Genomic DNA, 13,014 nt, shown 5'->3' on the forward strand with positions numbered 1-13,014 from the left:
GCTACAACCTTTAGAGTTTATGCGCTAACCTAGCGCTTGCTTGATATTTATCGAATCAGATTGCTCAAGGACAGACACATGACTGATGCGTTGATCTATGACGCCCTGCGTACCCCGCGCGGCAAGGGCAAGGCCGATGGCAGCCTGCACGAGGTCAAGCCGATCTCGCTGTTGACCGGCCTGATGCACGCACTGGAGGCGCGTACCGGGTTACCCACCGCCGAGGTGGACGACGTGGTGCTGGGTTGCGTTACCCCAGTGGGTGATCAGGGCGGCGATATCGCCAAGACGGCGGCATTGGCGGCAGGCTGGGACTGGAAGGCCGCTGGCGTGCAGGTCAATCGATTCTGTGGTTCTGGCCTGGAGGCCGTCAATCTGGCCGCGCAGAAAGTGCGCTCCGGCTGGGAGGACATCGTGGTGGCCGGAGGCGTGGAGTCCATGTCGCGCGTGCCCATGGGCTCGGATGGCTGGGCCATGGCGACCGACCCGCAGACGGCCAAGGCGCTGGGCTTTGTGCCACAGGGCATAGGCGCCGACCTGATCGCCACGCTGGAGGGCTATGGCCGGGCCGAAGTGGATGCCTTTGCCGTGGAAAGCCAGCGGCGTGCTGCGCAGGCACGCAGCGAGGGGCGTTTTGCCCGCAGCATCGTGCCGGTACGCGATATCAACGGCATTGCCATCCTGGCCGAGGACGAATTCATCAAGGCGGGCACCACGCTGGAAGGCCTGGCCAAGCTCAAGCCCAGCTTCGAGCAGATGGGGGCCATGGGCTATGACGCAGTGGCGCTCAAGCGCTATCCCTGGGTGGAGCGGATTGCCCATGTACACCATGCTGGCAATGCCTCGGGCATAGTCGATGGCGCCGCACTGGTGCTGGTGGCCAACGAGGCCGCCGGCCGCCGCTATGGCTGGACGCCGCGCGCCCGCATCGTGGCCACTGCGCTGACCGGAACCGACCCGACCATCATGCTGACCGGCCCGGCACCCGCTGCCCAGAAAGCCCTGGCCAAGGCCGGGCTGACGGCCGACGACATCGATCTGTTCGAGGTCAATGAAGCCTTTGCGGCTGTAGTAATGCGTTTTGCCCGAGAGATGGGGGTGGGGATGGACAGGATCAACGTCAACGGCGGCGCCATTGCCATGGGTCACCCCCTGGGTGCGACCGGCGCCATGATATTGGGGACGCTGGTGGACGAGCTGGAACGGCAGCAGAAGCGTTATGGCCTGGCCACGCTCTGCATAGGCGGCGGCATGGGCATTGCCACCATCGTGGAAAGAATCTGAGGGCAGAGCATGAGCATACGTTACGACATCGACGCGGACCGCATCGTCACCCTGACCCTGGATGCGGCCGACGACAAGACCAATACCATGAACGCGGCATTCCGTGCCGCCTTGCACGCCGTGGCCAACCGGCTGGAGGCAGAGCGAGGGCAGATAGCCGGCGTCATTGTGACCTCGGCCAAGCGCAGTTTCTTTTCGGGGGGCGATCTGAAGGAACTGGTCGCCATCCCTGCCGATGGCGCCGAGGCGTTCTTCCTGATGGTGGAAAAGCTGAAGGCCGATATGCGCCGTATCGAGACCTTGGGTGTGCCCTTGGTGGCGGCCATCAACGGCAGTGCGTTGGGTGGTGGGTTCGAGATTACCCTAGCGTGCCACCATCGCATTGCGCTGGATGATGCCAGCCTGCGGCTGGGCCTGCCAGAAGTGACGCTGGGCCTGTTGCCCGGCGCAGGTGGCGTGACCCGCATGGTGCGCTTGCTAGGCCTGCAGGGGGCATTCGAGTACCTGGTCGAAGGCAAGCAATTTGGCGCGCAGGCTGGCCTCAAGGCCGGGCTCTTGCACGCACTGGCTGGATCGACAGAGGACATGCTGGCCCAGGCACGAGCCTGGATCAAGGCCAATCCCCATGCCAAACAACCGTGGGATACCGATGGCTACAAGCTGCCCGGCGGCGTGCCCAGCCAGCCCAAGGTCGCCCAGATGCTGGCGGTGGCGCCGGCCATGCTGTACGAGAAGACCCGTGGCAACTACCCCGCACCAGAGGCGGTGCTGGCCACCATGGTGGAAGGCGCGCAGGTGGATTTCACCAATGCCTGCCGGATAGAGACCCGTTACTTCACCCGTCTGGCTACCGGCCAGGTAGCCAAGAACATGATTGCGACGCTGTTCTTTGCCATGAATGAAATCAAGGCGGGTGCCAGCCGGCCTGCGGGTGTCGCCGTGCGCCAGGTGGCGCGGGTGGGCGTGCTGGGGGCGGGCATGATGGGTGCAGGCATCGCCTGGGCCTGCGCCAGCAAGGGTGTGCAGGTGGTACTCAAGGATGTGAGCCTGGCCGCTGCCGAGAAGGGCAAGGCCTATAGTGCCAAGCTGCTGGAGAAGCGGATAGCCAAGGGCCGCTGCAGCGAGGCAGAAGCGGCGGCCATTTTGGCGCGCATACAGCCCACCGAGGCAGTGGCTGATCTGGCCGGATGCGAGCTGGTGATCGAGGCGGTATTCGAGAGCCGCGAGCTGAAGGCCAGGGTAACCCAGGAAACCGAAGCGGTGCTGGCTGCCGACGCGGTGTTTGCCTCCAATACCTCGACCCTGCCCATCAGCGGTCTGGCTAAGGCATCCCGAGCACCGGCCCATTTCATTGGCCTGCATTTCTTCAGCCCGGTAGACAAGATGCAGCTGGTGGAGATCATCAAGGGCCGCGATACCGACGCGGCCACCGTGGCGCTGGCCTATGACTTTGTGCAGCAGATAGGCAAGACCCCCATCGTGGTCAATGATGGCCGCGGCTTCTTTACCAGCCGAGTGTTTGGTTGCTACATCAACGAAGGTATGGCCATGCTGGCCGAGGGTGTACCGCCTGCCATGGTAGAGCAGGCGGGCTTGCAGGCTGGCATGCCGGTTGGCCCATTGGCGGTGACCGACGAGGTCAGCCTGACCCTGTGCGAGCACATCAGCAAGCAGGCACGCGAAGACTTGGGCGATGCCTATGTCGCCCATCCGGCAGAGGCGGTGGTCAACCGCATGATCCACGCACTGGGCCGTAGCGGCCGGGCGGCTGGTGGCGGCTTCTACGACTACCCCGAAGGTGGCAAGAAACAGCTCTGGCCGGGCCTCGCGCACTTTGCCCAGCCGGACAGACCGCTGCCTGACATGCAGTTGCTGATAGACCGCTTGCTGTTCGCCCAGGCGCTGGAAACCGCCCGTTGTTTTGATGAGGGCGTACTGGAGAGCGAGCGGGATGCCAATGTCGGCGCCATCCTGGGCATAGGCTTCCCGGTCTGGAGCGGTGGCGCCATGCAGTTCCTGCATCAGCATGGTGATGCATTGGGCCGTGCCGCTGAGTTGGCAGTGGCCCATGGTGATCGCTTTGCCGCCCCGGCGGGGCTGGCTGCACGCCTGGGTAGATGAGCGGGTAAGGTTGCGCCGGCCTGCAGCCGGGCCCATGCCATTGCTACGGCAGTGGTGGCATGGGCTACACTGCCCGGACAAGGAGACCGGCCATGACCGAACCACACGACCGCCTGACACAAATAAGCGAGCTGGCGGCACGCTGGCAGAAGCTGATGCAGGACAAGCTGCAGCAGCAAGCCAGCGGCGCCCCCCAGGTTCAGATACCTGATCCGCAGAGTGTGCAGCATGCCTTCGAGGCGCTCTGGCGTGTGGTGCTGGAAAAACCCGAGCCCATGCTGCGGGCGCAGATGCAGTTCTGGATGGACTATGCCGATATGGCCCAGGCGGCCATGCGCCAGTTCTGGCTGGGTGAGGCTGCCCAGTCCGTCGCCCAGCCGGACAAACGCTTCAAGGATGAGCTGTGGGTCAACAATCAGGTATTCGGCTTCGTCAAGCAGGCCTATCTGCTGGCTTCGCGCCATATCCAGGACAGCGTGTCCGGCGTCGATGGCCTGGATGAGCATACGGCCCAACGGGTGCAGTTCTATACCCGTCAGTTTGTCGATGCCATGGCCCCTACCAATTTTCTGGCGACCAATCCGGTGGCGCTCAAGGCCACGCTGGAAAGCGGGGGCGAGAACCTGATCAAGGGCTTTGCCCACCTGCTGGAAGACCTGGAACGCAACGGTGGCCGCATGATGCCGCGCATGACCGATCTGGATGCCTTCACGCTGGGCGAAAATGTGGCCACCACGCCGGGCAAGGTGGTGTTCCAGAACGAGTTGATGCAGCTGATCCAGTATGCCCCGCTGACCGACAAGGTACACAAGACACCGTTGCTGGTGGTGCCGCCCTGGATCAACAAGTTCTATATCCTCGACCTCAAGCCCAAGAACTCGTTGATACGCTGGCTGGTGGAGCAGGGGCATACCGTATTCGTCATCTCCTGGGTCAACCCCGATGGCCGCCACCGCGACAAGGGCTTCGAGCACTACATGACCGAGGGCACACTGGCCGCGCTGGATGCCATACAGGCGGCTACCGGCGAGAAGCAGATCAATGCCGCCGCCTATTGCATAGGCGGCACCCTGCTATCGGCCACCCTGGCCTGGATGGCGGCGGCCAAGGACAAGCGCTATCCGCCCAACCGCATCAAGTCTGCGGCCTTTTTCACCACCATGATCGATTTCAGCGAGCCGGGCGAGCTGGGGGTATTTATCGACGAGGAGCAGTTGGGCAGCCTGGATGCCTATATGGAGGAAAAGGGCTATCTGGAAGGACACCAGATGGCCGGGGTGTTCAACCTGTTGCGCGAGAATGACCTGATCTGGAGCTTCGTGATCAACAACTACCTGCTGGGCCGAGAACCCATGCCGTTCGACCTGCTGTACTGGAACTGCGACTCCACCCGCATGCCTGCGGCCATGCATCGCTTCTACCTGCGCAAGATGTACCTGGAGAACGTACTGAAAGACCCCGGCGGAGTGACGCTGGCAGGCGTGCCCATCGATATGCGGGCCATCAAGACGCCAGCCTATTTCATCTCCGCCCGCGAGGATCATATCGCCCCCTGGCAATCGACCTATGCTGGCGCTCGCCTACTGCAGGGGCCGGTCCGCTTCGTGCTGGGCGGCTCCGGCCATATTGCCGGCATCGTCAACCCACCCTCGGCCAACAAATACGGCTATGCCACCAATGCTGCGTTGCCAACGACACCGCAGCAATGGCTGGCGGATAGCAGCGCACATGAAGGCTCGTGGTGGATGGACTGGGCCCAATGGGTGCTGCCACACCAAGGCAAGCCGGTGGCTGCGCGGCAACCCGGTGCGGGCGAGCTGCCTGCCATCGAGGATGCGCCAGGCAGCTATGTGAAGGCCAAGTTGTAAGGAGCGTCCTCCATCCGCGTTTGCAAGTTTGTAAGGGGTAATGATGCGAGAGAGGCAGGGTCTCGCTGATTGGGTGGGTACGGCATGCGCTGCGCATCATTCGCCGCGCTGAATACCCTAATTGGATATATTGGCACCTTTTCTGCTTTTTCCTTTGGTGGCGCTTGCTGTGCTGATTCTGGCTAGGCTATATTGTGCCTCCCAAGGCGACACAGTCACGGGTATGCGGCCACGAGGAGAGGAATCCGCTGCGCTTAAAAAAATATCGACAGGCACGCGAATAAATAAGAACAAGCAGCATGTGTTCTCAATGCTGATGGATGGGCAAGCTCATCGCAATCGAGCGTGAAAAGGCGTGGTGGTCGGGGAATAGGTAGTTTAAGAATGTTTTTTACTGGGGGTCTGTAGTGGCTATGAATGTATCGTTTTTTCAGCTTGTTTTTGCCGGGAACGTATTTGCGCTTTCTCTGGTGTTGGTTTTGAGCGGTTTGGGTAAAGGGCCAGAAAGTATCAATACTATCGCCGGGATTGCAGGTGTTTTTCTGTTTGCGAACTTAATCGCATGGTCCAAGTTGCGCGGTGTGTCTCGGCGGAATGAAAACTGACGAGCAGAGTATTCGAGTCGGGGGGTGACCTAGTCCTTGATCTGGCAATTAATGCCTACGTCTCAGAGACAATTACGTATTTGTGCAAAATCTTGGCAAGCACCCCACCAATAACGATAATAAAAATAGCGAGAGTACGTTGCCAATCTACATCAGCCAAGCCAAATAACAGCGAGCCCGAAATCACAAAAGCCGCACCTACAAGCAATGAAAGAAAATTACTCCGCAGAGCAACGCCGCAGTTGGTACAATACGGCTTATTCAGCGAAAAAAACAAAATACGTCTCTGTTTGGAAACAAGCCCCTTTCCTGTAATTTTAATACCACAGTTAGGGCATATATTGCCCTGATTCCTACTTTGCATGATGAATATCCACATATCTCGCCACTGTTGTGAAAGCAGCAAAAGCCAAGCCCTGTACTATTTGCGATGATGCAAATCCTAGCAAACCAAACGAAGCAGACAGTGCAAAAAGTGTCGCACCAGATACGTCCCCTCACGCCAAATCATACTCTGCATATACGAAGATCTCCGCGATAATTGCAGTCATTGCAATCGTCGCCAAAATATACCAAAGCGCCCAACTCGATATAACCACCACACAGCTTTGTTGCACAACTCCACGCACCTGAGCTCGGCCGATAAACTACGGCCATGACCAAGCACACTCCTGCCAAGTATAGAACCACCAACTGACGCAACTGCAACTCCGCCCTCAAGGTTCGGGGATCACTCTTGATCTGGCTTGGTCCAGCCATGCGATGGTATGCGTCGGCCAGTCGCCAGCCCACTTTTTCTAATGCTGCCATCCAGTTCTGCCTGTCGATAAAGGTGCTGCTCAGCCTGGCATTGCGGCAGGCCATCGGCTTGATCGAGAACCTTCGAGAGGCAGGTGGCGGAGTTGTAGATTCGCGCCGCACTGCTGAACTGTTTTACCCAACCGGGTACGCCGCAAACAGTGCGTGTGGCATAAATCCGTCCGGTGTTTGGGGCGACTCAACCTTCAACTGCGTTGTGCAACAAAGCCCTGTCGGGGGTGTCGGTTACGCTGGCAAGCACATAGGTGTTGGCCTGCTCCCCTTGTTTCGACCTTTCTTATCCATTTTTGGCGGCACCCCGACCAATACGCGTTGGGGGTGAAATCAGCCCGCCCAGGCACTAAGCTGAGCGCACGGCCGAATGGCGGCCGCAGCCAGAACCTGGCGTGTCTCGCTGCACAGGTTCGCCTGGAGGAAGAAATGGATATTGATTTCGCACATTGGCAGGATCTGCTGCTGGGTTACGCCACCACCCTGGGGGTGAAGCTGCTGGCGGCGATTGCCTTCTGGGTCATAGGCCGCTGGTTGATAGGCATAGCCGAACGGGCGGTGCGCAGCTCACTGGAGCGGCAGAAGGTGGACCCCACCGTGATGCGCTACATCGGCGGGGTGCTGACGGTTACGCTCAATATCCTGCTTGTGATAGGCATACTCGGCTACTTCGGGGTGCAGACCACCACCTTTGCGGCGCTGATTGCGGCTGCTGGAGTGGCCATAGGCATGGCCTGGTCGGGTTTGCTGGCCAACTTTGCGGCCGGTGCCTTCATGATTGTGTTACGGCCCTTCAAGGTGGGCGATTTTGTTTCGGTGGCTGGCATTACCGGCACGGTGAAGGAAATCAGCCTGTTCACCACCACCATCAATACGCCTGACAATGTGCTGACCATAGTGGGCAACAACAAGATATTCGGCGACACCATCCAGAATTTCAGTGCCAATGCCTACCGGCGGGTGGAGCTGAAGGCGCAACTGGCGGGCAGCGCAGATCACCGTGCGGCGATAGCCCTGCTGCAGGGTAAATTGGCCGGGATTGCCAATGTGGTGGCCGACCCGGAGCCTGAGGTTTCGATACTGGAATTCAACCTGGTGGGGCCGGTGCTGGCGGTGCGGCCGTTCTGCCATAACGACCATTACTGGCAGGTGTACTTCGATACCCAGGCACTGATACGCGAGGCCTTGGCCGAGGCGGGTTTTCCGGCACCCATGCCGGCACAGACCGTGGTGGTGCACAACGCAGGTTGATCCGCCTCATGCCCATATGGCTGCGACTTTGAGCAGGCTCTTACAGCCCTGCTGTAGCCCTGCGTTGCCGCCGGCAATGCAGGGCATGCCGGACATGCAGGCGCCAGCCCAGCTGGACTGCGCCATAGCCGGCCAGGGCCAACAGCAGAGCCAGCACCACGATGCCTATGGCTAGTGGTGTGCCCAGTGTCACCATCCAGTCCAGCCAGGCTTGTACGGTGCCTGCCAGGTTGGACCAGTCGGTTTCCGGCGCCGGCGGGATATGGGCGGGGCCACCATTTGCGCCGGTGATCAGCCGGCCCAACCCGAATGCGGCCAGGTAGAGCGGGACGATGGTAAAGGGGTTGCTGAAGAAGGTGCCGAAGATGGCCACCGGCAGGTTGACCCGAAACAGGATGGACAGCACGGTGGCTGTCAGCATCTGCAGCGGCCCCGGTATCATGCCGCAGGCCAGCCCTACGGCCAGGCCTCCCGAGACCGAGTGCCGGTTGAGGTGCCAGAGGTTGTGGTGAGTCAGGAAGGGCGCGCAACGCCGCAAGAAGGCATTGCGATTGAGCGTGTCACGGTCAGGCAACCAGCGGCGTAGTAGTTTTCGAGGCATGGGCAGCAGCGGCGGGAAGATGATCGATGGACTGCCGCCGGGACAAAAAGTGCCTTCCCGTTCCCGCCTCGCACACGCCTATTGAGCGGTATCGGGCTTGGCGGGCATGTGCAGTTTGGCAAATGCCTGTAGGCCATTCTGTACCAGCTCCCAGGTCTTGTCGATATTGCTGGCGATCTGGTCCTTGAGTACGCCCAGGCTGTCCAGTATCTCGCGCGCCTCGGCAAAACCCTGTGCCACGCCCTTTCCTATGGTCTGCATGAAATTGTCCAGCACGCTGGCTTCGTCTTCATCCGGGTGCTGCTGCTTGAACAGCTCGTAAAAACCGGTGGACAGATCGACGATGCGCTTGGCGGTGGCTTCCGGGCTGACATCGAGCGGGTCGTACTCGGCGGGCTCTGGTAGTGCCTGGCCTTCGGGCAGGGCAATGCGGGCACGGACGCTGATGGCTTCGTAACTGGTCTGCAGCACCAGCTTGAGATGATTGTTGCCATCGCTGAAGGAGGCGCTGAAGCTGTAGCTGGACTGGGTATGGGTGATCTCCAGGTCCAGCTTGGCCTTGTCGGCCGCCTTGCCCGGGCTGGCATGGGGCGCGTGCGTCTGGGCCTGCTGCCCGGCGTCTAACGATGCGAGTTTCATGGTCGTGCTCCTGTCATTGCCTTGCCCGTTTGTATGATTTCGCCGGGCTATGCCACCTTATCGGCAGCAAACCGGTTTTATATAGGGCAGCCGACCAGCGGTGGATAGAAAAAGCCGTTTGGCCGCAACTGGCAACCTTGGGAGTGTTGCCTGCCGTTGGTCGGCTTGGGGGCTTCACCACCCATCCATGACGCGGGGGCGCGACAGGCGCTCAGGCTGCCCGCAAGGCATCGACGATTTGCATTCGGGCCGCCCGCACGGCAGGCAAAAAGCCGCCCAACAAGCCCATGAAGAGGGCAAACAACAGGGATTTGACCACAATGGCCGGGGTGAGCGTAAAGCTGAATGCCAGCTCGGAAAAGGTTTGCCAGTTCATGGTGGAGACAGCAAAGAACTGCATGAAGGACGCCAGTACCACGCCCATGACCCCGCCCAGCAAGGCCAGCAGCAGCGATTCGGCCAGAAAGGCGGCCATCACGCTGCTACGTCGGTAGCCCAGTGCTCTGAGCGTACCGATCTCGCCGGTGCGGTTGGCGACGGCGGCATACATGGTGATCATGGCGCCGATGACGGCGCCGATGGAGAAAATGACCGAGAGCACGGTGCCGAGTATGGAGATGAAGGTGGCCATGGTCTGTGCCTGGTCTGCATAGAAGCGGGTTTCACGCTTGTATTCGGTGGTCAGGCGCTGGTCGGCCTCCAAGGCCTGGCGGCTTGCCTCGTAGCCATTGCTGTCGGCCAGCTGAAATACCAGGGCGGAATAGTTGACGCGGCGAAAAGCCTGCATCATCTGTTCGGCGTCGCCCCATATCTCGGAGTTGAAACCGGTCTTGCCTGCATCGAAAATGCCTACCACCAACCAGTCGCGGCGGGCAAAGCGCAGGCTGGCGCCCAACTGCACGCCATCGAAGCCATCGGCAATGGCGCGCCCGACGATGATCTCGGAGCTGCCTGGGCGGAACTGGCGGCCGGCCAATAGTTGTACCTGGGGCCGCAATGCCAGCCCCTGCTCGCCAGCCCCCCGCACCACCACATTGGCCGGCTTGCCGCTGCCCTGTTTCTTCAGTGAGATCAGTACCACACTTTCGCGGCTGCTGAGTAGGCGGCCGGCGCCATCAAGCGCGATATTGGGCTGGCTTTCGATGATGGCGGCCTCGCTACGGGACACGCCGCTCTGGACCTCGGTCTGCGATCCCTTGCGGATGACCACCACATTCTGGGGTAGGCCGGTTGCAGTCAGGGTCTGCTTGAGCCCGGCTTCCAGCATCAGCACGGTGGCGAAGACAAACACCACCAAGGCCATGCCGGCAGCCGTGAGGCCGGTGGTGAGCTTGCGGGTCAGCAGGTTGCGCCAGACATAGCTGAGCGGGACGCGGGTCAGGGTCATGCAATGGCCCTCAGGCCGTCAACAATGCGTATGCGCATGGATTGCCAGGCAGGTATGGCGGCAGACACCAGTGCGACGACCAGGGCCGCACCGGTCTGTAGCCATAGCGTCTGGTTGGCGATATGAAAGACTGGGAACAGATTGTCCAGTGCGTGGCCTACCAGTTGCACTGCCGGGAAGCTGAGCAGGATGCCCATGCCCGCCCCCAGGGCGCATAGCAGGACGCTCTCCAGCAGGATCAGCCAGCCTACCACCGGCGGGCCAAAGCCCAGCGCCTTGAGGGTGGCGTACTCTGCCGTGCGCTCGCGTGCTGCCATGGCCATGGTATTGGCCATGACGGCCATGATGATGAGTATGACCACATAGCTCACCACCTGGATGGCCAGCACGATGCTGTCGGTCATGGCGACAAACGACAGCTGGAAGGATTTTTCGGTCTCGGTCAGGGTCTCGGCCAGCGAGTTGCGGAACTGGCTGTCCACCCGCTCGCTGACCAGCGCCGCTTCGCTGCCCTCGCGTATGCCCACCACGAACACCCCGGTGGCATTGCCCCGCTTGGGATAGCGTTGCAGAACCCATTCGTTCAGGTAGGCCCAGTGGAAGAAAAACTGGTTCTCGTCGGTGGTGGCATCGCGCCCCTCGTAAATGCCGCGTACCACGAAGGACCAGGTGCCGGGGTAGATGGTGCCCTTGAGCGGGATGGTATCCCCGACTTTCCAGCCAAAGCGCTGCGCCAGCTTGCGGCCCACCAGGCAGCCCTGGCGGTCACGGATGAAGGCAGCGCGTTCGGCCTCATCCACCTGGAATTCGGGGTACAGCCGCAGGTAGCTGGCGGGATCCACTGCGAACTGGGGGAAGAAATTCTTGGGCTCGATATAGATACCGCCAAACCAGTTGGCCCAGGAGATGCCGGTCACGCCTTCCACGCCGCGTATCTTCTCGCCGTAGCTCATGGGCAGTGGAAACACCAGTGAGATGGCGCTGCGGCTGATCAGGCGCTTGTCGGAGGCGGCGTCTGCCCCGGCATACCAGGCGGTGACCACGGTGCTGAGCAGGCCGAACGACAGAATCGCAACGGCCAGGCCGGCCAGGGTGAGTGCCGCACGCAGACGATGGCGCAGGGCATTCTTGAGTGACATGCGCAGCAGGAACAGCATCATGGCAGCATGCCCCCGTAGCGGTTTGGCGGCAGGTTTGGTGCCAGGGGCCGGAAGATGAAATAGTCCATCGCAGGTTCTACAGTAAGGACGTTAGGTTTCGGCGTGGAAAGGCCGACATGCTTGATGCCCGCACGCTGGCCATAGCTCTGGTAGTCACCACTCTGCTGTCTGCGCTGATGCTGCAGCTGGCCAGCTATGGCCGCATGCACCTGCCAGGCGGGCGCCACTGGGTAGTGGGCCTGCTGCTGCTGGCCGTGACCTGGGGCTTGATGGCATTGCGCGGGGTAGTGCCCGATGTCCTGAGCGTACTGCTGGCCAACCTGCTGATATTCACTGCCGCCGTGCTGCTCTATGCCGCCATGGCCGAGGTGGTGGGGCTGCCGCCCTATCCGGCCAATCTGCGCTGGACGGCCATCATTGGCGGCGGGGGGCTGAGCCTGGCTTTCTTCGGCGGTGCCATACCCATGCTCATGATCTTTATCGTCTCGCTGGCGCTGACCTTGCTGCTGGTGATGTCGGTGCGCATGTTGCTGAGGGGAGCGACCCGCATGGAGGCACCGGCCCGCTATGCCATGGGGCTCTGGCTGGGCCTTTGCGCCCTGATCTTGCTGGTGCGCACCATTGGTGCCTTGGTGCATCCGCCGGCTTCCATGCAGATGACCGGGCCACTGCACACCCTCTCCATGCTGGCAGCCCAGGTCATCGTGCTGGGCTGTTCGCTCGGCTTTGCCCTGATGGCGCGGGAAACCATGGTGATGGAGCTGGCGCAGCGTGCCACCCACGATGCCCTTACTGGTGCCTTCAACCGTTATGCCTTTGATCCGGTAGGCCAGGCTGCCCTGACCCGGCTTGCGCGCGAGCCAGGGGAGCTGTCTGTGCTGATGCTGGATATCGATCATTTCAAGCAGATCAACGACGAAATCGGGCATCTTGCTGGGGATGAGGTGTTGTGCGAGGTGGCGCGACGGATCGAGTCCTTGCTGCGGGGCGGCGATATGTTGGCCCGCTACGGTGGCGAGGAGTTCTGCATCCTGCTGCCGGCGACCGGCCCAGCCGAGGCCTTGCAGGTGGCAGAGCGCCTGCGTCTGGCCATCGCCTGTGAACTGTTCATGCTCAAGGGCTGCAGCATCAAGGTCACGGCCAGCATAGGGGTGGCCACCGTGGCCGAAGCCATGGAACTCAAGCAACTTATCGGCCTGGCGGACAGTGCCCTCTATGGCGCCAAGATGGCTGGCCGCAACCGTAGCTACGGGCCAGACCTCTGCTAGCTCGGTGGCGCAGTCCGGCA

Annotated in this window: 10 protein-coding genes and 1 pseudogene; 6 read left to right on the top strand and 5 right to left on the bottom strand. The window is 61.1% G+C overall.

What is annotated here, in order from left to right; genetic code table 11:
- Window positions 1-78: 78 nt before the first annotated feature.
- From QQK16_RS20015 to phaC, 3 genes are all read left to right on the top strand, one after another.
- Window positions 79-1,284, top strand: coding sequence for an acetyl-CoA C-acetyltransferase (locus tag QQK16_RS20015; protein ID WP_284198264.1), 1,206 nt, complete (start codon window positions 79-81; stop codon window positions 1,282-1,284).
- A gap of 9 nt (window positions 1,285-1,293) precedes the next feature.
- The gene (locus QQK16_RS20020) at window positions 1,294-3,405 is read left to right on the top strand and encodes a 3-hydroxyacyl-CoA dehydrogenase NAD-binding domain-containing protein (RefSeq protein ID WP_284198265.1); all 2,112 of its coding nucleotides are present in this window, start codon (window positions 1,294-1,296) and stop codon (window positions 3,403-3,405) included.
- A 92-nt stretch (window positions 3,406-3,497) separates the two neighbouring features.
- A complete protein-coding gene (phaC, locus tag QQK16_RS20025; RefSeq protein WP_284198266.1) occupies window positions 3,498-5,273 on the top strand; it encodes a class I poly(R)-hydroxyalkanoic acid synthase in 1,776 nt (591 codons plus the stop codon).
- Between the two features lie 660 nt (window positions 5,274-5,933).
- On the opposite strand, the gene QQK16_RS20030 is transcribed toward phaC, so the two are convergent.
- Window positions 5,934-6,242 (bottom strand): hypothetical protein, encoded by a 309-nt coding sequence (locus QQK16_RS20030; protein ID WP_284198267.1) that lies wholly within the window; start codon window positions 6,240-6,242, stop codon window positions 5,934-5,936.
- A 291-nt stretch (window positions 6,243-6,533) separates the two neighbouring features.
- Between QQK16_RS20030 and QQK16_RS21590 the strand changes: the two are divergent.
- Window positions 6,534-6,776, top strand: a pseudogene (locus tag QQK16_RS21590) (transposase); the annotation flags it as partial.
- Window positions 6,777-7,117: 341 nt separating this feature from the next.
- Window positions 7,118-7,939, top strand: a complete 822-nt coding sequence (locus QQK16_RS20040) for a mechanosensitive ion channel family protein (protein ID WP_284198268.1) — start codon at window positions 7,118-7,120, stop codon at window positions 7,937-7,939.
- A 40-nt stretch (window positions 7,940-7,979) separates the two neighbouring features.
- Here QQK16_RS20040 and QQK16_RS20045 read toward each other — a convergent pair whose 3' ends face one another.
- The 4 genes from QQK16_RS20045 to QQK16_RS20060 form a co-directional block, all read right to left on the bottom strand.
- Window positions 7,980-8,540 carry a DUF2062 domain-containing protein gene (locus QQK16_RS20045; protein ID WP_284198269.1) on the bottom strand — a complete coding sequence of 187 codons (561 nt, stop codon included), beginning with the start codon at window positions 8,538-8,540 and terminating at the stop codon, window positions 7,980-7,982.
- Window positions 8,541-8,618: 78 nt separating this feature from the next.
- Window positions 8,619-9,179, bottom strand: coding sequence for a DUF5610 domain-containing protein (locus QQK16_RS20050; protein ID WP_284198270.1), 561 nt, complete (start codon window positions 9,177-9,179; stop codon window positions 8,619-8,621).
- 211 nt (window positions 9,180-9,390) lie between these two features.
- A complete protein-coding gene (locus QQK16_RS20055) occupies window positions 9,391-10,566 on the bottom strand; it encodes an ABC transporter permease (protein WP_284198271.1) in 1,176 nt (391 codons plus the stop codon).
- Complete coding sequence (locus QQK16_RS20060; protein ID WP_308447091.1) at window positions 10,563-11,726, bottom strand: ABC transporter permease; 1,164 nt, start codon at window positions 11,724-11,726, stop codon at window positions 10,563-10,565. The genes QQK16_RS20055 and QQK16_RS20060 overlap by 4 nt, the downstream gene beginning before the upstream one ends.
- A 116-nt stretch (window positions 11,727-11,842) precedes the next feature.
- Here QQK16_RS20060 and QQK16_RS20065 point away from each other — a divergent pair, with 116 nt between their 5' ends.
- Window positions 11,843-12,994, top strand: a complete 1,152-nt coding sequence (locus tag QQK16_RS20065; RefSeq protein ID WP_284198272.1) for a GGDEF domain-containing protein — start codon at window positions 11,843-11,845, stop codon at window positions 12,992-12,994.
- The last annotated feature ends 20 nt before the right edge of the window (window positions 12,995-13,014 follow it).

This window comes from Chitinimonas prasina, from assembly GCF_030160395.1.
Taxonomy (GTDB): domain Bacteria; phylum Pseudomonadota; class Gammaproteobacteria; order Burkholderiales; family Chitinimonadaceae; genus Chitinimonas; species Chitinimonas prasina.

Excerpts from the sequence above, each read along its gene's own strand:
- QQK16_RS20045 (WP_284198269.1), bottom strand. The coding sequence starts at position 8,540 with ATGCCTCGAAAACTACTACGCCGCTGGTTGCCTGACCGTGACACGCTC.
- QQK16_RS20040 (WP_284198268.1), top strand. The coding sequence starts at position 7,118 with ATGGATATTGATTTCGCACATTGGCAGGATCTGCTGCTGGGTTACGCC.
- QQK16_RS20055 (WP_284198271.1), bottom strand. The coding sequence starts at position 10,566 with ATGACCCTGACCCGCGTCCCGCTCAGCTATGTCTGGCGCAACCTGCTG.
- QQK16_RS20015 (WP_284198264.1), top strand. The coding sequence starts at position 79 with ATGACTGATGCGTTGATCTATGACGCCCTGCGTACCCCGCGCGGCAAG.
- phaC (WP_284198266.1), top strand. The coding sequence starts at position 3,498 with ATGACCGAACCACACGACCGCCTGACACAAATAAGCGAGCTGGCGGCA.
- QQK16_RS20060 (WP_308447091.1), bottom strand. The coding sequence starts at position 11,726 with ATGATGCTGTTCCTGCTGCGCATGTCACTCAAGAATGCCCTGCGCCAT.
- QQK16_RS20020 (WP_284198265.1), top strand. The coding sequence starts at position 1,294 with ATGAGCATACGTTACGACATCGACGCGGACCGCATCGTCACCCTGACC.
- QQK16_RS20050 (WP_284198270.1), bottom strand. The coding sequence starts at position 9,179 with ATGAAACTCGCATCGTTAGACGCCGGGCAGCAGGCCCAGACGCACGCG.
- QQK16_RS20030 (WP_284198267.1), bottom strand. The coding sequence starts at position 6,242 with ATGCAAAGTAGGAATCAGGGCAATATATGCCCTAACTGTGGTATTAAA.
- QQK16_RS20065 (WP_284198272.1), top strand. The coding sequence starts at position 11,843 with ATGCTTGATGCCCGCACGCTGGCCATAGCTCTGGTAGTCACCACTCTG.